This window comes from Changpingibacter yushuensis (assembly GCF_014041995.1).
Classification (GTDB): domain Bacteria; phylum Actinomycetota; class Actinomycetes; order Actinomycetales; family Actinomycetaceae; genus Changpingibacter; species Changpingibacter yushuensis.
This window is the reverse complement of the sequence record NZ_CP059492.1, coordinates 1,177,415-1,199,436: the sequence shown is the minus strand read 5'-3', so window position 1 is coordinate 1,199,436 and position 22,022 is coordinate 1,177,415. Positions and strand designations below refer to the sequence as shown.

Genomic DNA, 22,022 nt, shown 5'->3' with positions numbered 1-22,022 from the left:
CACCAGAATCAGACAACGAACCGGCTCAACAGAGCCAGTCCGAGGAACTACCCTTGTGAGCCTCGATGACAAACTGCAGGGCCAGGCGCTCGGGTTGATCGCGCAGCCGCCAGCACAAGACGCCGATGGAGGTGTAGACCAGTTCGATGCATGCTCAGGTGGCACCGTAGTGCGGTGACCAGCCGATGCGGCGCAATGGTAGAGCTAACTCCACCACGATTGGAGGTCACGCACGATTGTTCCCGAACGCAACTGGCGATTGGCTTGTAACGTCAATGAGAAACGCCTGTACAAGGAGAGAACGCAGTGAGCAATCCATCGATCCACGCCACGTCGTCGGATGAGCAGAGCGCGCTTGCCCGCCCTATCGTCACGCTGTCGAGTGTCACGAAGACATTCGGCAAGGGCGACACCGCAGTCACAGCACTGGACAACGTCTCGGTCGCCTTCCGCGAGCGGGAATTCACGGTGATCATGGGGCCTTCCGGTTCCGGCAAGTCAACGATGCTTCACATCCTCGCAGGCCTTGATACGGCCACATCAGGCTCCGTGACAGTCGAGGGAACCGACCTCACGCAGTTGAACGACGACGCCCTCACCCACCTGCGCCGCGATCGTATCGGTTTCGTTTTCCAGAGCTTCAACCTTGTCCCCACACTCGACGCTAGGGCCAACATCGAGCTTCCGTTGCTCCTTGCCGGAAAGACCGCGGACAAGACATGGAAGGCTCAGATCATCTCGACACTCGGGCTGGAAGACCGTCTCTCGCACAAGCCGTCACAGTTGTCCGGTGGCCAACAGCAACGCGTCGCCATCGCCCGTGCGCTCCTCATGCAGCCCGCCGTCATTGTTGCCGACGAGCCCACCGGAAACCTCGACACTGCGGCCTCGCGTGAGGTCCTGGGTTTGCTGCGCCAGGCAGTGGAACAGTTTGGCCAGACGGTCATCATGGTGACCCACGACCATCGGGCTGCTGCGGTAGCCGACCGCGTCGTCGTCGTTCGCGATGGACACGTCGTGGCTGATCTCATCCACCCAACCACTGAAGAGATTGCGCAGGTAGCCTGATGCAGAGTCTCTTGATGAACAACCTGCGCACCCATGCGCGCCGGTACATTGCGACAGGTGTGGCCATCGCCATTTCCGTAGCCTTTGTTTTGGCGGCCCTCGCTTTCGGATCAGCGCTGGAATCCTCACTCTCCCAAGGAGTTGAGGACACCTATGAAGGTTCGAGCGTCGTCATCCAACCCGGTGATGCAGGCATCGACTCCACCACTGTGCAGTCGAATCTGGACGCGATACGTAGCGTCGATGGGGTAGCGGACGCCGTTGTGCAACAAACAACGTATCTTCAACTCGCCAACGGTGGGAAGCGCCTGTCACTCTCTGCCGGTTCAGCGAATCCGTCCCCGCTCTACCAACCCACACTCACGGCTGGCACGTTGCCATCGGAGGCTGGCACCATAGCCCTGCCCGCGTCCGCAGCCGGGGCATTGGGAGTCGCCGTCGGCGATAGCGTTCAGGTGCGCGGCGCGATGTCGGATGAAAACACAGAAACCACGCTCACCGTCAGCGGTGTATTGGATTCGGCTGGGCTGTTCTCTGTTTCCACTGCCATCACCAACGATGCGGACACCCTGCGGGACGCCTATGCGAGTGCAATCTTTGTTGTTGCAGACGATCGCGTAGCGCAAGAGGATCTCGCGGCGCGAATCATCACAGCGCTGGAAGGCGAGGGACTTGATGTACAGACGAGCGACGCCGTCATCCAGGACCGGCTCAATCAGCTCAGCCTCAACACGGCGACGACCACCGCAATGCTCCTGGTCTTCCCCGCCATCGCGATCGTTGTGGCGCTCATAGTCGTATCCACCACGTTCAACGTGACGATCGAGCAACGCCGCCGCGAGCTTGCCCTGTTGCGCTGCGTTGGCGCCACCGGAAAACAGGTGAAGAACCTGCTTCTCAAAGAGACAATGCTGGTAGGCCTCACCGCCTCTGCACTCGGCGTCGTTCTCGGGTACATTCTCACCGGACTTGGGTTGTGGGTTGCCGACATTTCCGATTCGTTCGGGTCGGCGACGTCGTCGATCTCGCCGGTCAGCGCGATCGTTGTCCTCCTCTTCGGTACTCTCCTAACCGTGTTGGCGGGGCGGCGTCCCGCTAACGGCGTCACTCGCATCCCGCCTCTTGCGGCCTTGCAGGTGGACCAGTCCGATGTGGGCGGAAGCAACAGCAAGCGCTTTGGCTTCCATACCGCCACGGCAGTTCTCACCATCGCAGGCTTTGGTGGAACGTGGTACGGGATATCGCTCGTGCACGCCACCGAAGCCGACAACACTGAAGTCGGCTTCCTCATTGCCTTGCTTGGCATGGTACTGGCACTCATTGGAGCGGTCATGGCCGTCTCTATTGCGTTGCCGACCCTCGTCAAGGTGCTCGGCGCTCCGTTGCGCGGAGTGGTTGGACGCCTCGCGGCACAGAACGCCATGAGGAACAAGGCACGGACAGCCGCCACCGGCACGTCGGTGGTCATCGGTATCACACTCGTGGTGACGATGCTTGTTGGAGCGAGCTCGCTGAGCGCAACGCTGAACGGCGAGGTGGACGCCGCGCGGCCGGTTGACCTCTCAGTCTCGAGTCAGGACGGCCTCCTCACCCAGAAAGAAGTCACCGCCATCGGCAATGTCGACGGCGTCGCCGCCACCGTTGCCATCGCTCAGGCTAGCGGCAGTTATGAGGGCACCGATGGCGACACCCATGCTGTGGCCGTCATGCGTGACGCCGACCTTTCCGAGGTCGCCCATTCCCCCGTCATGCAAGCCACGGAAGGCACAGTGTTGCTGAGTGAGAGCGAAGCAGCAAACCTCGGTTCAACAGTCGACGTGTGCGTTGCCTCTGCGTGCAAGGAACTGAAGGTGGCAGTAGATTCTCGGGCGTATGACGGTACTGTGCTCGTCAACCCCACTGACTACGAAATGCTTGGCGGATCCGATTCCGACATTTCCTCAGTGGTGGTGAAACTGGCAGAGGAAGCCGATCCGAGCACGATCATCACCAACATCAATGCAATTGACGATTCGCTGACTGCCGAAGGTGCCGTTCAGGAACGCCAAATGTATGAGCAAGCGATCAACGTGGCTCTTATGATTGTTGTGGCGCTCTTGGGCGTTGCGGTAATCGTGGCCTTGGTGGGCGTTTCGAACACACTCTCGCTCTCCGTGGTGGAACGGACTCGTGAGAACGGACTGCTTCGGGCGATGGGCCTGACCCGCCGCAAGATGCTTGCCATGCTGGCGATTGAATCGGTGCTTGTCTCGCTCGCGGCCGCGTTGGCCGGAACGGCGCTGGGCGTCTTGTTCGGGTGGCTGGGACTTCAAGCCCTACCACTGAACGTCACGAACACAATCCTGACAATTCCGTGGCTGCAGCTGGTCGGGGTGATCGCGCTCGCGGTATGTGCGGCGGTGTTGGCTTCCGTGATTCCGGGCAGGAAGGCTGGCCGGGTCAGCCCAGTGGAGGCTCTGGCACACGAGTAGATTACTTGGCAAAACGTCAGTAACAGACTGTTAGCCCGCCGCAACGGTTGCTGCGACCGGCTAACAGTTGCTTCAGGTGGGGCCCTGCCGCGTGGCGTGCAAGGCCCCACCTGCCGCGTGAAACCATGTTTGCCCGGGATGGTTGGCAGAGTATTCGTTCACCTTCAGCATATTAGTTGTGTACAATTTAATTGCTCGCAATAGAATATGGGTATTGGCGCCAATGCATCAGGCAAGGCGTGCCGATCGCGCACACGGAAGGAGCTTGGAGTGACCGTAAGGGAAGATCGAGCACCTACAACGGAGTTACTGGATTCTCAGGTGTGCTTTGCTCTGTATTCAGCATCGCGTGCCGTCACAGCAGCGTATCGGGAGGTCCTTGACCCGCTGGGACTGACGTATCCCCAGTACCTTGTCATGCTCGTCCTGTGGGAAAACGAGCAGATCACCGTTCGCGATCTCGGCAATCAGCTCCGTCTCGATTCGGGCACACTCTCCCCCATGCTCAAGCGGCTCGAGCATCGCGGGTTCGTGGTGAGGGAACGATCGGTACTCGATGAGCGAGTTGTGCTCGTGTCGCTCACCTCTGACGGCAAGAATCTCAAAGCTGCATTCCCTGATATTCAGGAGCACATATGTTCGGCTGTTACGCTCAGTGATGAGGAACGCGCAACTCTGCGAAGCCTCGCCTCGAAGATTTCAGCCATGTGCCCATCACAGAACGGTTGATGCTCATGTCGCATCACATACGCTCTCCCCTGGAAAATCGCCGGGCTTCTCCCACATTTTCCGGCCGACGGCGAAACGGCCTCGCGTTGGTGTGACCGCTGTGGCATCGCCAAGCCGAGACCATCTGCCAAGCCCACCTACCTGACATCTACCGCACAACACAACCAGTGCTTTCGAAACCGGCTCCGCGCCGTCAGCAGTACTGGAGGCACGCACACCGCACGTGTTGACTTAACCCATCGGCGCGGCGGCGTCGGACATCAATCCACTCAAGAACAAACTCTCAGAAGAAGGAAGAAAACCATGGAAGCTCTCTATTCAATCGAAGCATTGGCAACAGGCGACGGCCGTAACGGTCATGTTCGCACAACTACTGGACGGGTGGACACAGATCTCGCCGTTCCGAAGGAAATGGGTGGAAATGGTGCAAACCTGCCGAACCCAGAGGAGCTCTTTGCCGCAGGTTATGCCGCCTGCTTCCACTCGGCGCTTCGAAGTGTCGCCCGCAAGGAAAAGGTCGACGTCGGCGATTCAACCGTTGGCGCTCGCGTCTCGATCGGATCAAACGGTCAAGGCGGATTCGGACTCGCTGTGGAACTCGAGGTGACGATACCCGGCCAGTCGATCGAACGCGCTCAGGAACTTGCCGATGCTGCGCATCAGGTGTGCCCGTATTCGAATGCCACGCGTGGCAACATTCCGGTCGCCGTCAACGTGGTTGACGACTAAGCACCCCGAGTCGGTTGACCACCCAGGTTTTGAAAACCACGTATTGCAGTTGAAAATGAGGAATGTGATGAAAGCGCAGCAGTACAGCACGTACGGTGACACCTCGGTGTTGGAGTTCGTTGACGACCATCCGATGCCCAAAGTTGGGCCGGGGCGAGCTTTGGTGCGAGTCAAAGCAGCCGCAGTCAACCCGGTTGATTGGAAAGTGATGGCTGGGGGCCTAGATCCGTTCTTTGACACCATTTTTCCGATTGTTCCAGGGTGGGACGTTGCTGGGGTGGTCGAAGCCGTTGGTGCGGGCGTCAGCGGATTTGCCGCCGGCGATGAGGTCATGGCCTATGCGCGCGATACTTACCTACACAACGGCACGTTTGCTGAGTTCGTTCCGGTATCGGTGCCGGCGCTGGCACGCAAACCGGGCAGCCTTTCATGGGAAGAGGCCGGAGCGATGCCTCTTGCCGGTCTGATGGCTTATCAGTCTCTGCGTTCGCTCGGCGTGACAGACCGTGGCGGGAATGGGAAGAAGATCCTCATTCATAATGCAAATGGTGGAGTCGGCGCCTTTGCCACGCAGCTCGCACACCACTTCGGCTGGAGCGTGATTGGTACTGCCTCGCCACAAAACCACGACCGAATCCACCAATTTGGGGCAATACCAGTTGCGTACGGTGACGGTCTCGCCGAGCGCATCTTAGCAATTGCGCCCGCAGGCGTGGATGTGGTGCTCGACCTTGTGGGCGGAGTGCTTGAAACTACTCTCAAGGTTCTCAAAGCTGGCGGATCTCACGGTTCCATCGCAGATTCAACTCCAGCACAGCATGGCGGCAAGTACCTGTGGGTGAGTCCTTCGGGCGAAGACCTCACCTATCTCGCTGGACTGGCTGAACACAGCATTATTCAGGTGCCAATCGCTGAGGTATTTCCCCTGAATAGACTGCCTGAAGCTTTCGAGCTGTCAGCAAGCCACCATGCCCAAGGAAAGATTGTGGTGGTGCCGTAGCGATTGTGGTGGTGCGGTGGCTGTTGTGGTGGAACGGTGGCGATTGCGGTGGTGCGGTGGCGGCAGCTGCCGCCGATTGATGCTTCGCCAGCGCGTACCGTACTTCGTGCGGTACAACACCGACAGATTGCGAACAGATTGGGGCGGGAGAATTCTCCCACCCCATCATCGCCAGTCTCGGTACGTTGTGGATTACATCCAGATATACTCTTCCGAGATCGCGCCATCCTTCCAACCCGCGATTGTCACCATGCGGCTACCGTCGGCGAACTCGCCTACGACCGCAGTCCACTCTCCCGAACCAAAACTGATCGGGTGCTTGAGAATCTGTGGGGCGTCAGTGCCGTCTCCCCCAACCAAGCTCTTCATGGCATCTATGTGTTCACGAAGGCCCTTTGTGGTGGCAGATCCCTTGACGTCGACCAAGACGTCATCCGTGTGGTAATGGGAGAACACGTTCTCCCAGTCGGCATTGTTCCAACCAACGAAATCGAGCTGATCCATTGCCTCGAGATTGGCCTGAACTGAATCGTTCTTTTCGTCCATGGTGCTTTCTTCTTCTCTGACAAATGGTTGATACTTGCCTGTGAAGCGTCGATGCTTACCTCGTTTGTCTGTTGATTCGGTCTACCACACTGTTGGCAGATCCCGAGGGCAAGAACAGCGCTGTTCTCGCCATCTTATCAGGATGGGATCCACGCCCTCATTGACTTCCCCGTGAAGTCCACACTACTCGTGCGTTCTGCTTTCATTCGGTGTTGGTCCTCACCTTCTGTCACGACACCGAAATTTGTCCGATCCACGCCACATGGTTCACGTATCGGAACAGAGCATACGTTGTGCGTGGGGCGAGTTCCGAATGGACTATTGATGGCACGGGCTCGTGTCGGAGAAGGGAACTCACAGTCATGGCTGCTACCGGTTCGGACGCTTACTATCTCGATTGCCTCTGCAATGCCATAAAGGCGACTATTCGTCGTCGCCTAGCTGGCGGCGATACCACGCTACTCGTGGGTGACGCGTATACGATCGCTCGCCGTGAAATCGAGCATTCAGAAATGCCTCGATAAATCATCCACTCATTATGAGCGCCGAAGCGTTCGAAACTTACGGCGCGGCGGTGTTGCTTGCGAAATCGCCAGCTGATCTGGATCCTACCGAATGGGTGAAGCTCGAACGTCCTGTCGCGTTCCTGATCAATTCCCTGCAGGAGCGCGTGGTGTACGCGGCGGTGACGTGGTCGGTCCACTCTTCCGGCACTCCGTCACTGAACGAGGGCAACCAGGCAGCCGCTGGGGTACAGGATCCGGGCACAGAATACGGCGAGGATGCGCGCGCCACCAGTGGCTCGTGGGATATCGAGTTACGTGGGAACATCACGGAAAGCGGTGATGGCAGCGTCCGCTCTGCGATTGATCATGTGTGCGCATGTGGACCATGCGCGAAGGAAGAACTCGCGCTGGAGGTGAAGAGGTGCTTCGAGGATTACATCTACGCTGAGGGTTATTACCCGATTCAGATTGGGTACGTCGAAGAAAGCGAATCGGCCTTTGCTGTGCTCCTCAGTTCCACTACATCAACCGAATCTTTCGAACCTGAAAGAGACCTTCCTTCCAAGAAGGAACCGGTTGCCACCAGCGCCGTCCCGATTCCTCTGCTGCGTACGCTGTGGCACGAGGTTCTCTTCTACGAAGAGTCACCAATTGCGTCGTGTTCTGCTGAGGCGCAAGGCGTTGTCGATGCCGCCACGAAGATCGCCGATATATGGGGAGGAGAACGCTTCGTTGTCCATATGGAGCCTGATCCTCGAAAGTGGCAGCAGTGAAGGCGAAGAAGAAAGCCGAGGCGGAAGCCGCCAAGAAGGCGAAGGCGTCCACGGAAGAGGGATAAGCCGTATGTGGTGACTGTGCCAGGGTCCGTCTTATCGCGTGATGTTACTTACGGCCGCTTCTTCGGCGACACCTCATACGTGTCATCAGGGTCTGTATTGGCGACATCGGCGAGGATCTCGCCGATCTTCCACATGACATCATCCGGTATGGTCACGCCGGAGGCCTTCACCGTCTCTTCGAGCTGCTTTGGCTTGGAAGCGCCAACAATCGCGGCGGCCACGTTCGGGTTGTGCAGCACCCAGGCGATGGCCAGCTGTGGCATGGTTATCCCAAGTTCGTCGGCGACTGGGTGCAATCCCTGCACTGCGGTGAGAGTTTTGTCGTCCATGAAGCGCTTGATGAAGGAAGCTCCACCCTTGCTGTCGGCCGCGCGCGAACCCTTGGGGATAGGCTGGCCCGGTAGGTACTTTCCGGAGAGCACACCTTGTGCCATGGGTGACCAAACGATTTGGCTGATACCGAGCTCCTCGGATGCCGGTATCACCTTGCCTTCAATGACCCGGTGCAGCATCGAGTATTGCGGCTGGTTGGAGATGAGCTGGATGCCGAGTTCTTTGGCGATGGCATGCCCTTCGTGTAGCTGTTCGGCTGTCCACTCCGAAACGCCAATGTAGAGCACCTTACCTTGGTGAACCAGATCGGCGAACGCTTGGAATGTTTCTTCCAACGGAGTTTCATAGTCGAAGCGGTGCGCTTGGTAGAGGTCAACGTAGTCGGTTCCGAGCCGCTTCAGCGAAGCGTGGAGGCTCTCCGTGATGTGCTTGCGGGAGAGGCCGCAGTCGTTTGGCCCCTTTGACCCTGTTGGGAAGTAGACCTTGGTGAAGATCTCGAGGCTTTCGCGGCGCTGGCCTTTCAGCGCCTTTCCCAGCACCTTCTCCGCCATGGTGTTGGCGTACGTGTCGGCAGTGTCGAACGTGGTGATGCCGAGGTCGAGTGCCTTGTGAACAGTCTTGATTGCTGTTTCGTTTTCGACTTGCGAGCCGTGCGTGATCCAGTTGCCGTATGTGATCTCTGAAATCTTGAGCCCGGACTTGCCGAGATACCTGTGTCCAACCATGTCACCATCGTAGTCTCGGATGTCACCTTCTGGCACGGAACTCACGGAAACATCCATACGCCACCTTCTTGCAGCATCCATCTGACCGGGTCACCCCGATAGGCTACCCGTGAGGTGAACCAATAGGTTTGGTCGGGGTTCCAGCCCGCGATTACGCTCGCGGTGTGTTCATCAACGGGTATTGCAGTGCCTGCCGCGAGAGATACGCCTGAACTTGTAGGTGGACTGCATCGTAGTGTTCAGCCACCATCCGTTCTTCCTTTCATATCCTGCAATAAAGCCCACAAGGTCTCGCCGACGTCAGTGCGTGTGGAGGCTGCGGCGGATCACGTCCACCAGACGGTCAAGGAGATCCTCACACTCGGATCTCAGGACTGGCGCACCACGCTCGGCGGCCGCGACTGCCGCACATGCGACCTCGTGTTTGCATCCCTTTACGAGCTTCCCGGCATCAGGCGTGCCGGTGTCGGCAAGTATCTCGGCTAGCCTCTCACTCCATGCCTTGTCTCGACCTTGGTCAAGCTTCCGCCTCTGGCGCGGGTTCAGAGTGAACCCGACCTTCTTCTCAAGAGCTTCCAGGTATGCATCCTGCAGGAGCAAATCTTCCAACTCCGAATGGCTGCACCGGGGCCTCACCACTTGCACAACTGCGGTCTGTTCAATAACGCCATCTGCGAGCAGGCGCTCCACGTCCGTCTTCCCAGCAGGATCGCTGTCAAGAACTACGATCGGCCGAGTCAGAATCGAGCGAGCAGCAAGCACACGCGCGTAAATCTTGCTGCCGCTCCCGGCCGACTCAATAATGAGCCGTCCGTCCGACAGCCAATCCTGAATCGCGGGCTCCCGTTGTGCAAGAAGTACCGGCAGGACCAGTTCATCAAGGTATCCCTCGCTCACCACAACTACTTCCGCAGTTGCGAGCGCATCCGAGAGCCGCACTCCTAGGGCAATGCGGAGATCATCAAGGCTCTTCGCCGGGGTTGCGCTATGTTCGCGGACGATCACGTTCTGCCGCAGGTTACGACGATTGATGAGCGCCTGACTGTGCGTAGTGACGATGACCTGTTGCGACTCAGCGATTCCTTGCAACACCTGACGAAGCTCATGCACAGCTCCCGGATGTAAGTGCGACTCAGGCTCTTCTACAGCGATAATAAGCTGTTTATCCGGGTTGGAGGTTGACTGAGTCCATTCCAATGTGAGTGCCAACGCGACCAAACTCTGGATGCCATCGCCCTTGGCGGAGATAGGAGTGGGGACGCCATCATCGATGAAAATGTCATCAAGTCCGGTCGCGCGAGCGAGTGGCCGGGTCTCCAGACGGACTGAATCCGTGCCAGGCATGAAGCGAGTCAGTGTCTTCTGCAGCACGGATTCAACATCGGCAACAGCGGTCCGATCGAGCTCTTCGAGCTGCTCAAGCGCCTCCGCGTACTCAGGGGAACTGAGCAGCTGCCGTCGTCTTGACGCCAAAATCTCCTCCGCAATCTCCAGCGCTGTGGCACTCGTGCGAACAGCCGGGATGTGGAGTAGCGTAATTCGATCGGTTACAAACTTTGCGATTTCACGCGCCTTCTCATTGTGCAGTCCCCGCCCCTGTTTTGGGATGGATAACGTAACTTTCCGTTCTTTCAGCGACACTTCCAATGGAAGCTTCTGATTGATTGAGATGCCGGTCTCCTCGCGAAACGCTGCCTGCTCGTCCGGACTGAGTTCGAAGTCGAGATGAACAACGGTGCTGCGTTGACTCCCGCGCCGCTCCCTTGCAAACAAAGGAAAGTCTTGCTCCCAGTTGTATCCAACCTCTCTTCCCGCACTTCGACGACGATTTCGTAAACCTGCGCGATGGCTAGCTCCAAGGACCATCGCAATGAGAACCTCGCGTCCAGCTTGCACACCAGGCGGGAGTGCGGACCATCCTTCAATAACTTCCATCGCAAGAACAGCGGCTCGCAAAAGGTTGGATTTCCCTTGATTGTTCGGCCCAACAAGCACTGTGAAATCGTCAACGTCGAAGTCCGCGGCTTTGTCTATGCTGCGGTACTTGCGAACTGACACCCTACTGAGGCGCACCGTCTACCTCAGTTCTTCTCGAAGCCGGAGCTGGGGTCGAACTTGAGGACGCGGGCGTTCTCGCCGATGGTGCGTACCTCGGATTCGTCGAAGCCCTCGGGCTTGGTCGCTTGAATATCGATAGTGATCTCGAGCCTCGCGCCGGATCCTGCGAGTCGGTCGATGATCTCGCGTTGGACATTGCCGAGATCGCGGGCGTATCGGTCCGGATCAATCTTTAGAGACCCGAAGAAACGGGCCAGCACAGCCTCCACTTCGGATTCAGCCTCAGTCTGCTCCACTTCACTGGTGCCCGATGCACTACTCCCCCACGCCACGCCGACGGCGCCTACGGTTGTCGACGCAGTGCCGTCTGCACCTGTGTTCTCAACAGCCTCGCGCCGAGCAGCAAGCAAGTCAGCCTCGACTTGCGCTTGTGCCTTCTTCATATCGACGAGCAACGTACTGTCAGTCACTTGGATACTCGCCGCTTGATCCGGTGGCACGGTGAGACTGCGGTAGCGGCCTGTCTCAGCATCCTTACCTGAGGCGATCGCGAACCGCTCGTTTTCAACGAGAACCGAAGACAGTGCCTGCTCAATCGCTCGGTCGAGCACATCGCGGCGCACAAGGCGCGGCATGTAGATGTAGCGGGTGAAATATCCCCACAGTTCACCAACAGTTATTTCGCCCACATCGTGCCACAGCGCAGAAAGCTCCTGGTGCAGTGTCGCGCCGAGAATCGGCGCGCCGAAGTCGGTGACGAGTTGATCCTCTCGGCCAAGCTTGGCACTCACCCGGTCGGCAGGAGAGCGCCCACCAGAGTCCGGCACCTTCTCTGCGACGAGCTCGAACGGTTTGGTCGGGTCCAGCTGCTCTGGATAGACGGCCCACACGAAGGTGTCCCGTATGCGGTCGGAGACGGTCTGATCAAGCCGAGAGACCCAATCGTCAGTCTGCTTACGCTGCTGAACCGAAAGGTTGAGGCTGTCACTGGTGGCCTGGACGCGCTTCCAACCCAAGTAGCTGCGAGTCGCAGCCTCAAGACTTTCCAACTCGCTCTTGTCTGCCATCAGGAAGATCAGCGTGTTGCGGTGGATGCGCTGACCCGCGCCTTTGCTCTCGATCGCGTCACGCACCCACGCATGCGCTGCAGATTCGGCTCCGTCTTGCTTGCGGCGGGCATAGCGGGGGTGGGGGATCACCAGGCGCGTGTCTTCAAGGTCGGGAATGTCGGCTGAGGATGCCGGGGCGACGTGCACCCGGTCGAACACGCCACGCACCCGCTCTTCGCCTTGGAGGCGGCGGGTGATCTCGTTCCATACCGTTTCCACGTCTTCGCGGAGTCGCTCGGCGTAGTCGTTTGCGGTCTTGGTGACCGACGGCTGGGTGTCGAACCAGTAGTGGCCCTGCTCCTCGTAAAAGTACGTGGAGCGCTGGGCGAGCAGTTCGACGGCGCTTCCGAAGCTGCCGAGAACATCTCCCGGCACTGCGGTACCGAGCCAGACGTACTGTTTGTCGAGGCCCTTCCGTGCGCTCTTGATCCTGGGGGCGGCCCCCATGAAGATCGTTCGGGCAATGCGCTGAGTCACAGATCGCTGCCCGAGGTTGGGCCGATCGAGGTCGATCTGCTGCGCAGTCGATCCAGGCCCGTCGATATCGGAGTCGATGATCGGCTTCCACTGGTCTTCGAGGTATTGCGTGAGGTCGGTGTTCACCGACGTGGCATCGAGTGGCACGTTACCGGGCAGGATGAGCGGCGAGGTATCGTTCGACGCCCACAACTCGTGCACGATCGACGAGACAAGTTTCAGCACGCCACGGGTGCGCTGGAACCGCTCCAGCGTCGACCAGTCCTCATACAGCCGATCGAGCAACTCAGGGTGCAGCGGGTAGGAGGCGCGGATGCGCTTCTCATAGTCATCGTTCGGGTTCGCCGCATCGCGCGGGAACAGGGCAGTGTTGTTCCGGTAAAGATTTGCGAAGCTGCGCGCCACCGCCGATATCGTCGTAAGACCCTCGGCGTTCGGCGCCTGGAAGAGGCGACGGCGCACGATCTCGAACGACTCATCCTTACTCGACGGCCGCCACTGGTCGGCAACGCGGCGGATCACGTTCTGGAGTCGATCCAGGGCCAACTGACCGTTCGCACCGCCGATCTCGATGTCACTCCCCTGTCCATCGGTCCCCGTGTCGGACGCGGGGATAGACACGACGAGCATCACGCCCGGCACTGACCGCACGATCTCGGTCAGGGACTGCGCGAAGGTGAACTGCGTCTCGAACGAGCCTGCCGGGAGTTCCCTGTCCGTCACGAGCTGGCGCGCGTAGGCGACCCACTCGTCGATCAGAATCAACGCGGGCGAGTACCGCTGGATCAGGGTTCGCAGCGCCTCGCCGGGGTTGGTGCCGGCGCGGTCGTCCGCAGCGATCAGGTCGTAGGCTTCACGCCCGCCGAGCTGCCAGGCGAGTTCGCCCCAGAGCGTGCGAACCTCGGTGCCGTCGTCCTTGATGATCGGCGAGCCGGCCTTCAGATATGTGCCGACGAGGGCGACCCGTCGCACATAGAGTGTGCCAAGGTCGGGGTTGCCGTTCGCGGCAATGAGTTCCTGAAGCTCCTGCGGGAAGTCCTTGGCCGGAGTGCCGCTGAACAAGTGGTACAGCGCCAGCATCGAGTGGGTCTTGCCACCTCCGAAGTTGGTCTGAAGGTTGACCACCGGGCTCGCCCCGGCCTCACCGTTCAAACGGCGTAGCGCGCGCGACAGCAGGTCACGTAAGCCCTCGGTGAGGTAGGTGCGGGTGAAGAACTCCACCGGATCGCCATACTCGGGGCTCGTGGCCTGGCCTGTGTGGACGAGGTGCAGATCGGCCGCGAACTCCGATGCGGTGAACGCGCCGCGCGCCACGTCATCGTGGGGGCGGATCACCTCACGCCATGGACGCAGACCGGAGCCAGGTCCGAGGGACACCTTCGTCCGCTTGACCTGCTTGCGGGTCTGATCCTCGAAGACCGTGCGCTGCAGGTCGACGCGCAGCTTCCGCACGTCCTGGGCGGAGTCGACCGCGCCGATGGCGTGGAGCAGACGCTCAATCGTGTCGAGCGCACGGACCGCATCGTCGGAGCTGAACGCCTCGTTGTGCGCCCATTTGTTTCGCGCATCCAACAGCTCCGAGGCGTAGCTCTGCTGAGCACGCGACAACACCGCGTTGAAGAAATACGGCGGGCGGAGGATGGCCTTGAGCTGCACCTGCGGGTCCGTCTTGGCATAGGTGCGCCGTGAACTCCCGTACCGCTGGGCGTCCTCCGCGGCCCATCGCTCGTTCCAGTCCGTGCCGCCGAGCGCTGCCGTCATCACCTCATCGACCACATCCAGCAGCCCTTCGGAGAGCAGGTCGAACGCCTTACCCACTCGATCTCGATTGTTCATCGCCATTGTTGTCTCCTAGAACCTGATGTTCTGCAGCCCGGCGACAACTTCGTCTCGCCGGGAGATGGTCTGTGGCACTCGGGAGTCTTGCTGCACCCAATGAACGGCAACCGGCGAGATCGACCCGAGGGCGTCGAGCACGTTGAAGCTCCCCCAGAAGGCCGACGCGATCTCGATGTTCCATGCGTAGAGCCGCAGCGCCTCGTCTTGATTGTCCTCGCAGACGCGAATGTAAGTGGCGAGACGGTCCGCGGTGAGAAGTCGCGTCAGCTCAGCCTCCCGCTCCTGCTTCGCTGGTGCCCCTTGGCCGGATGCTGTAACATTGCTGGCGTAAGCCCCGGACGAGGCCGCTGACGCGGTCGCCGCGCCGGGGCAATTCTCTTGCCCGGGGACTTGCGGATCTATGCTCGTCAATGTCGCCTCCAACTCAATCGTGGCGACAGCGTCGCCGCAATCTCCTGACCATGCTCGGCGCGATTCTCCTTGAGCACCTCGACATCGATCATGTGGCCGATGTGCCAGTTCATCGGAGTCAGGGCGGTGTTGGTGTTGGCCTGCGTGGCGACGAACGTGCGAGTCTGCTCAATCAGGTGCGCGACCCGATCGATCAGCGCACCTTCCCCAGCCTTTGCCGCAGGCGCACCGGCGCGAAGCGGTGCAAGGTCAGTGCCACACTGCGCTGACTCCCGCACTCGCTTCATCTTGCCGCTTGCCATGGCTCAGTCCTCGTCCTCAGGGAAGTCGAAGGCCTGCTGAGCCGTACGTGGTACAGACGCGAACTTGCGGGCCTGCTCGTTCAGATCGCCCCACGCGCTGACCAGGCCGTTGAACAGGAGCGCATCCTGCGTATCGCCCTTCTTCTCGGCCTGGTGGAACAGCAGGAAGCCCAACTCCTTGACCGCGTCGAGGTTCACCTTGGCCTGCACGGCGGGCAGCAGCGCAGCGACCGCATCGGCGCCGTCATTGTCCATGATGCCGGCTAAGCGAACGGCCGCCTCCCAGACGCTCACCCGATCGTCGGCCTCGACGTTCCACGCCTCGTTGAGTGCTGTGGGTGGCAACAGTCTCGCTTTGCCACCTGACGCGCTGAAGATCCCGCCGCGTTCGAGGGCACCGATCGAGGTGTCGGATGACCGCGCGAGCTGGTCGGCAATGCCCGCGCTGTCTTCCTTCCAGCCGTACTGCCGGTACCACTTGACTGCGAACCGCGTGTCCGGGTCGAAGTCTGCTTCCTGCTCGCCGAGCACCTCGTCGAGCGTCGAGTTGATGAGCAGGAGCGCCTCACGCACCGGCATGTCGGAACCGTCAGCCTCGCGCACGCGGGAGTATCGCGAGAACACCGAGATGCCGGGGCCGATCGCCGCCTGGGCGAGATCGACGGGGGCGATCGCGCCCTGGATCAGCGTGCGCAACGCCGCAGGCAGCTCGGCTTTCAGCGCCCCCACGAACGCACGACGCGTGGTCGCCTGGGCGTGCTCCGAGCGCGGACGACACGCGAGCACAATGGACGACGCGAGAGCGTTCCTGCCCTGGGAGAGCATCCGATTCGAGAGCTCGCTGCGCATCGGCCACGTCGCGGTGATCTCCCACCCCGTGCGGATGAGCCCATTGAGCAGGGTATGCCAACCGGTGGATGCCGTACCGTCGCCTTTCGCGTCCTGCTGCTTGTAGGCGTAGTACACGCCCAGCGGAACATCTGTGTTGGCGGTCTGCCGAATGCGATGGAACACCTGGTTGAAGCCGTCGACGAAGAACTCCTCGGCCCCCTGCTTGCCGTCGTGGCGGTACGGGTTCGCCACCAGCTCGTCGGCCTTCGGTGTGAGCATGGTGCTCACGGTCTTGCCCTGGATGCCGAGCAGCGATCGGCGCAGCCACACATAGAAATAGTCGGAGAGGTCGGAGTACCCGATGTTGTCGTAATACGGAGGGTCGGTCGAGATCACCAGGCCCGAATAGTCACGGGTGGATGCGTCGGCCGTGATTGCTTCGCCAGGGACCGAAACTGGAAGGTTTGCGGCTGCCTTCGCTACCCACTCAAGTTGACCTAAGAAATTCCCAGATGAGGATGAAAATATATTTGTTTCAACATAGTCCCAAATCATTGGTATTGCTTGTCGAGTAAAGAGATGAGTAACCTTTTCCCCGGTCGTGTGCCACGTACAGAGCGCGTTGCAGTAATCAGTCGTACGACTAACAGCGAGGGCAAGGTAGGTGGCGACGGCGTCGGCGTAGGCGGCGGCTCCGGTGCCACCATCCTCAAGGCGCCGGCCATCTTCTGCGCCACCAGAAACGGCAGCGTCGGCGAGCACGCGCTCCCGGGCCTCCCCCACGAGATCGCTCAACGTGGTCAACGCCACCAACTGCCGATTCGTGAATAGGTCGGACCAACTCGTCAGCCCATAGTTTGGCGTCTTGAAGTCGCGGGGATTCTTTGGGAGGTCGCCTTCGGGAACATCAACTGGACGGGAAGTCTGCGCTGCACTGACCTGCTCAACGGTAGGCGATACGTAGAGTCGGCCACGGTCACCTTCAGCGACCACCGCAATCAGATGAACCCCCATTTTGCCCAAGCGTCCTTGTTCACGCACATACTTCAACGACAACGGCGTTCCGTCGCCGACCACGAATCCGCCCTTGCGCCCAATGGTCCCCTCATCATCACCCCGCGGCCCATCCGCGTCGTGGCGCACCTCGTAGTGCACTTTGCCGTCCACGACGCTGGGCACGATGTACGCCTCGTGGCCCTTCTTCTTGCTCAGCCACCAAGAGTTGACGAGTGGGGTTTCGATCGGGTTTGCCGGGTTGGGGCTGGTCACCGTGCGCGCCCACTTCCAAGCGATGACGGTGTGCTCCGTGCCCCCGGGGGCGGTCACCTTCGGGTACAGGTGGCCGATGCGTCGGAATGCCTCGTCGCGCATCCACGCGCCATAGCGCCGCACGTCCTCTGCGAGCCCCTGTGCGCCCTGCCAGCCGGTGGTCCGATGCTCGGCGTCCGGGTGCACAGGTGCCTTGCCTGAGAACTTCGGCGGGATCTCGATCAGCGCCTTGTTGATCAACACCGCGACCGGGTTGAGGTCGGAGGCGTGTGCCTCGAGGCCCAGCCGCTGGGCCTCCAGTGGGATCGATCCACCGCCCGTGAACGGGTCGAGCACCCCAGGGAGCTCGCCGCCATTGGACTTTCGGATCTCTTCGCGAGCCTCGGCAAGCAGCTCCTGATCGTTCAATTTCTCCCAGACCACGAGCCTCTCGATCAGCGCGTGCAGGCGGGCACGCTCGGCATCTTGCGCCTCGACGGTCGGAAACTCGTCCGGCCGCGATGATGGGTCATCCACCAGCTGCGCAAACAGCACCGCACGCGCTGTCGCCAGCGGCTTGCGCGACCACCACAGGTGCAACGTCGACGGGTGCCCATGCCGAATGCTTTTCTCGCGTTTCGAGGCAGCGTTGATCGTCTCCAGCGGCAGCGATGTCTCGATGAGCTTCTTCTTGGGTGCGGTGGTCACGGGGCGTCTCTCTCTCGCGTCGGTCTGGTCATGGGTGGTCGGGTTCATCGCGGTGGCCCCGCGCGATCCCAGTAGTCGCGCCACTCCTCGTTGTACGAGCGGGTCGTCACCGACGGCTCAATGTGCGAGAACGCGTCGAAGACGTAGCGCACCTGGTCGTGTTCTGCCCCATCAAGCGAGACGCGAACGAGTGCGAGACGGTGGCGATCACCTTGCGTCTGGGCAAAGGTGACCTCGTTCGTGGTGATCGTGAACGTGTCCGAGCCTTCGATGCGGCCTTTGACCTCGATGTAATAGACACGGCCATCCGAATCGCTGGAACGAATGTCGTAGCCCGGGTTGTAGTGATCCATCTCGACCGGACACCGCCGAAGCGCACGTTCGGCAGCGAGCACCGCGTCGACCGCGCGGCGTTCAACGCCCTCGGTCTCACGGGCAAAGGTGCGCGGCTGCTCTGCCCCGGTCTCGCCTGAGACATCCGCCGTGACGATGCTGCTCGGAATCACCAAGGCCACGCCGCGGATGACCGAAGGGACGGCAACGAGGTTGGTGGCTTCGTCAAGTTCGGCGAGCCGGTGGTCGAGTCGCTCGTCAAGCTGGCGAGCCCGAACATACGCAGTCTCAGCACGGACGCGACCGACGGTGCCGCCCCGCTCGAGTGCGGCAAGACGGGTATGTTCCTGGTCCCAGTGGTTGACCTCCGCGAGCAGGCGCTCTTTGACCTGGACGCGAGTGCGCGCAGTCTCCGCCTCCAAACGCGCTCTGACTTCCTCCATTCTCGGCTGGAGTCCCTCACGAAAAGACCGTGCCCGCACGGCCTTTTCATGGTTCTGCCGGGCCCAATCGCTGTGAGCGACCTCTTCGACCGTCTTGAGCTCCTCAGGCTGGGGACGGCCGTAGTCGAGATACGGCGGCGTTGCCGAGACGACGACATCACCGTTGTGCTCAAGGAGCGAGTAATCGAAGTGGTGCGAGACGATGTCCGGTTTTACGGCGGAGTTCTGAATGCGCTGCTCGACGGTGTACATCAGCATGGGTTCGGCAGTCTGCTTCTCGCGACGATCGACAAAGATAGTGCCGTGCCTTAGCACCTGGCCAAGGTCTTCGATCGTGGCTTCGATGGTGGCCTGCAGCAATGGATGCCCCGGAGCAATCAGTGCCGCCGTCGCCCGCCCCTCGGAATACCTGCGACTCAGGTCGAAGGTCACCCGTTCGTAACGCTCCGCGACCGGCGCCCACCGGTTCAGACGACGCGCCGCATCGATCAGCCTGGTGGGGACGCGCAGGATCTCATAGCGCCCCGCCTCCCGACGGCGAATACGACCCCCGAGCCGTTCGAATGCGGGGATGAAGAACGCCGCAATGTAGCCCGGCTGCAGGCGCCGCTCGCGTGCCCTCTCCATGCGTGCGCGAATCTCCTCAAGGTTGAGTGCGTTGAATAGCTCGGGGTGCAGTGCGCGCTCTTCAACTAGTTCGCCGAGCCCGTCGGCCACGCTGGCATCGACGATCCGATCGAGCTTGGCTTTCACCTGGGGCTGATCGCCATAGCGAATGGCCTCGATGAGCAAGTCGCGGAGGGAACGATCCTGGAACGCATCCACATCGCCGAGCACGTTAAACAAATTGCCGTTGTAAGCAATCGACATCTGGTCGATCTTCGAGAGCAGCCGTACGAACACGTCGCCTTCACGCGTGTCTTTGGCAACCATGTTCCACAGGTGACAGACCTCGCGCTGACCAATGCGGTGGATGCGCCCAAACCGCTGCTCAATGCGATTCGGATTCCACGGAAGGTCATAGTTGACCATGAGATGCGCGCGCTGCAGGTTCAAGCCTTCACCGGCGGCATCCGTGGCAAGCAGCACGACCGTATCGGGATCATGGGTGAATTGCTCTCGCGCCTTCTTGCGGTCTTCGCGGCGAGTTCCGCCATGGATCGTGACGACCGAGTCGGATCGCCCGAGCTGCGCAGTGATCTTCTGGTGAAGGTAGTCCAACGTATCGCGGTGCTCGGTGAAGATGATGATCTTGCGCGGCGCACCAGAATCGTCCTTCGCAAGCACCTGCTCATCCAGGATCGCGCGCAGTTCAACCCACTTCCTATCATGACCATCGCGGCGGACACGGCGGGCAGTGCGGACCAGGTCTTCGAGGATCGCGATCTCTGCACGCAGTTCGGGAATGGTCTGGGCAGCGGTCGCCAGATCGACCACCTGGTCAACCTGGCTCTCAAACTCAGCGCGCTCGTCCTCGGTCGTCTCTTCGTCGAGATCGTCATAGTCCTCCACCGACAGCGTCGGCAACGCCGCATCGAACTGACGTGCAGGATGCGCGTTCGCAACGCGAGCCTCATCGGTGGCGCGCTGCATGTCGCGGAGCCTCGTCTCGAGTCTCGCCTGGCGGCGTTCGAGAGAGCGAAGGATCGCTTCGGGGCTGGATGCAAGGCGACGTTGCAGCACGGTGAGTGCAAAGCCGACGTTGTTGCCACGCTTCTTGTCTCCAGACTGGGCGATTCGCTCGGCCCTGCCCATTTCAGTACGGACGTAGTCGGTGACCTGCTCGTACAGGTCACGTTCCGCCGGGCTCAACTCGTACTCGACGGTGTAGGCGCGACGCTCCGGGAACAACGGCTTGCCCTCGAAGGTCAGAAGATCTTCCTTCACCATGCGGCGCATGAGACCGTGCGTGTCGGTGCGGTGCACACCCTGCCGGAACTGACCCTCGAATCGGTCACGGTCCAACAGCGACATGAACAGTTGAAACTCTTCCTCCTTGCCCGCATGCGGGGTGGCCGTCATCAGGAGGTAGTTGTGCGCCGTCTCCGAGAGCACCCTGCCCAGTTTGAATCGCTTGGTCTCGTCGACCTCACCAGCCCAGGAGGAATAGTGGGCCGACATGCGGTGCGCCTCATCGACCACGGCGACGTCCCATGCGACGTCAGAGAGCTGCTCCATCAGATCTTCGCTGCGGGAGACCTGATCCATTCGCACGATCAAATATGGATGCTCGGCGAACACGTTGTTGCCCTGCGCATCGTCGACCATCTGACGGCTGAACACCTCGAAACGGAGGTCGAACTTCTGGCTGAGTTCCTCACGCCACTGCTCGACCAGCCCGCCGGGAGCGACGATGATCGCCCGCTCACAGTCGGACCGCAGAATCAGCTCTTTGAGGTAGAGGCCCGCCATGATGGTCTTGCCCGCGCCCGGGTCATCGGCGAGCAGGAACCGTAGCGGAATGCGTGGCAGCATCTCCTCGTAGACCGCGCGAATCTGGTGCGGCAGTGGGTCAACATCCGAACTGTTGACCGCGGCCATCGGATCGTAGAGCGCGGCGTACTTGATGCGCAGTGCCTCCGCGGCAAGGCGGAACTCGTCTGGGTCGCCGTCGAACGGTGGCGCCGAGTCGAGGTCGCTTGCCAGTTCGAACCGCCGTGCATCAGCTTCGGTGATCGTTCGTGCGCCACTGTGGCCCGAGTCGTCGCGGTAGAAGACTTCGAAGAGATCGGCATCGATCGGGTCTATGGCGATGAGCGTGACCGTCTGGCCTGAAACGAGGCCACGAACGCGCTGGCCGGTGCGCAGAGCCGCCAGTGTCAAAGTTCTGTCTGTCAAGGGCACCTCCTGGCGAGCCACTTCAGCGTGCGCCACAGTGCCATCTCAATTCAATCTCCGGTTGGCAAGAACCAGACTTGGCTGAGTTCGCGCACATCCAGTACTGCGGAGACTAGCGCTGGTGAACGCCCTGGCGGAGCGATCAAGGCCACTTGTGTGCTGAGTCAAGCAGTTCACCTTCCCAATTCGAAACAATCAGTAATGATACTAGGAACCTCCGACATATCTTGTGCTGCGACTCCCAATCTGGGCAAATACCGGATCACGCGACTCATGTTCGCCATGGTTCATCGGAGACGTTCATACAATAACCGCCTTCTTCGCGCACTAAACCTCTTCGTTAACGTCTGGGATGTCAGTGGCTAAACAGTTAAGCCTTTTCCGTACTCAACCCAAAGGGTAAGCGGACACTGACCTGCCTTGAATTCTCTCACCATCTCGCCCCCAGCTCCCGAGCACACTCCGGACGTCCGCGCTCG

General features: G+C 60.4%; 16 protein-coding genes. 8 read left to right on the top strand and 8 right to left on the bottom strand.

Annotation, left to right across the window (positions count from 1 at the left end; translation table 11 throughout):
* Positions 1 to 55 precede the first annotated feature (55 nt).
* The 6 genes from H2O17_RS11725 to H2O17_RS05190 all read left to right on the top strand — a co-directional run bounded on the left by H2O17_RS11725 (position 56) and on the right by H2O17_RS05190 (position 5,997).
* Entirely contained in the window at positions 56 to 178 is a 123-nt protein-coding gene (locus tag H2O17_RS11725; protein ID WP_281363075.1) for a hypothetical protein, read from the top strand.
* 128 nt (positions 179 to 306) lie between these two features.
* Positions 307 to 1,068 (top strand): ABC transporter ATP-binding protein, encoded by a 762-nt coding sequence (locus tag H2O17_RS05210; protein ID WP_182050750.1) that lies wholly within the window; start codon positions 307 to 309, stop codon positions 1,066 to 1,068.
* Positions 1,068 to 3,539, top strand: coding sequence for an ABC transporter permease (locus tag H2O17_RS05205; protein ID WP_182050749.1), 2,472 nt, complete (start codon positions 1,068 to 1,070; stop codon positions 3,537 to 3,539). Before H2O17_RS05210 ends, H2O17_RS05205 begins: the two co-directional genes overlap by 1 nt.
* A gap of 270 nt (positions 3,540 to 3,809) precedes the next feature.
* Complete coding sequence (locus H2O17_RS11650; protein ID WP_281363074.1) at positions 3,810 to 4,268, top strand: MarR family winged helix-turn-helix transcriptional regulator; 459 nt, start codon at positions 3,810 to 3,812, stop codon at positions 4,266 to 4,268.
* 303 nt (positions 4,269 to 4,571) lie between these two features.
* The gene (locus H2O17_RS05195; protein ID WP_182050747.1) at positions 4,572 to 4,997 is read left to right on the top strand and encodes an organic hydroperoxide resistance protein; all 426 of its coding nucleotides are present in this window, start codon (positions 4,572 to 4,574) and stop codon (positions 4,995 to 4,997) included.
* A 67-nt stretch (positions 4,998 to 5,064) separates the two neighbouring features.
* A complete protein-coding gene (locus H2O17_RS05190) occupies positions 5,065 to 5,997 on the top strand; it encodes an NADP-dependent oxidoreductase (RefSeq protein ID WP_182050746.1) in 933 nt (310 codons plus the stop codon).
* Positions 5,998 to 6,189: 192 nt separating this feature from the next.
* Here the strand turns inward: H2O17_RS05190 and H2O17_RS05185 are convergent, their stop codons facing one another.
* Positions 6,190 to 6,543, bottom strand: coding sequence for a hypothetical protein (locus H2O17_RS05185; RefSeq protein WP_182050745.1), 354 nt, complete (start codon positions 6,541 to 6,543; stop codon positions 6,190 to 6,192).
* Positions 6,544 to 6,905: 362 nt separating this feature from the next.
* Here H2O17_RS05185 and H2O17_RS05180 point away from each other — a divergent pair, with 362 nt between their 5' ends.
* Together H2O17_RS05180 and H2O17_RS05175 are read left to right on the top strand one after the other, a co-directional pair.
* Positions 6,906 to 7,067 (top strand): hypothetical protein, encoded by a 162-nt coding sequence (locus H2O17_RS05180; protein WP_182050744.1) that lies wholly within the window; start codon positions 6,906 to 6,908, stop codon positions 7,065 to 7,067.
* A gap of 14 nt (positions 7,068 to 7,081) precedes the next feature.
* Positions 7,082 to 7,822 carry a hypothetical protein gene (locus tag H2O17_RS05175; RefSeq protein WP_182050743.1) on the top strand — a complete coding sequence of 247 codons (741 nt, stop codon included), beginning with the start codon at positions 7,082 to 7,084 and terminating at the stop codon, positions 7,820 to 7,822.
* A gap of 113 nt (positions 7,823 to 7,935) precedes the next feature.
* Here the strand turns inward: H2O17_RS05175 and H2O17_RS05170 are convergent, their stop codons facing one another.
* The 7 genes from H2O17_RS05170 to H2O17_RS05140 form a co-directional block, all read right to left on the bottom strand.
* A complete protein-coding gene (locus H2O17_RS05170; RefSeq protein ID WP_425486308.1) occupies positions 7,936 to 8,991 on the bottom strand; it encodes an aldo/keto reductase family protein in 1,056 nt (351 codons plus the stop codon).
* Between the two features lie 255 nt (positions 8,992 to 9,246).
* The gene (locus H2O17_RS05165; protein WP_182050742.1) at positions 9,247 to 11,004 is read right to left on the bottom strand and encodes an ATP-dependent nuclease; all 1,758 of its coding nucleotides are present in this window, start codon (positions 11,002 to 11,004) and stop codon (positions 9,247 to 9,249) included.
* 23 nt (positions 11,005 to 11,027) lie between these two features.
* The gene (locus tag H2O17_RS05160) at positions 11,028 to 14,432 is read right to left on the bottom strand and encodes a Swt1 family HEPN domain-containing protein (protein WP_182050741.1); all 3,405 of its coding nucleotides are present in this window, start codon (positions 14,430 to 14,432) and stop codon (positions 11,028 to 11,030) included.
* Positions 14,433 to 14,441: 9 nt separating this feature from the next.
* Entirely contained in the window at positions 14,442 to 14,840 is a 399-nt protein-coding gene (locus tag H2O17_RS05155; RefSeq protein ID WP_182050740.1) for a hypothetical protein, read from the bottom strand.
* Entirely contained in the window at positions 14,837 to 15,142 is a 306-nt protein-coding gene (locus H2O17_RS05150) for a DUF1016 N-terminal domain-containing protein (RefSeq protein ID WP_220456831.1), read from the bottom strand. Before H2O17_RS05150 ends, H2O17_RS05155 begins: the two co-directional genes overlap by 4 nt.
* Before the next feature lie 3 nt (positions 15,143 to 15,145).
* The gene (locus H2O17_RS05145) at positions 15,146 to 17,929 is read right to left on the bottom strand and encodes a DUF1156 domain-containing protein (protein WP_246311333.1); all 2,784 of its coding nucleotides are present in this window, start codon (positions 17,927 to 17,929) and stop codon (positions 15,146 to 15,148) included.
* Positions 17,930 to 17,973: 44 nt separating this feature from the next.
* Positions 17,974 to 21,549, bottom strand: a complete 3,576-nt coding sequence (locus H2O17_RS05140) for a helicase-related protein (RefSeq protein ID WP_182050945.1) — start codon at positions 21,547 to 21,549, stop codon at positions 17,974 to 17,976.
* Between the last annotated feature and the right edge of the window lie 473 nt (positions 21,550 to 22,022).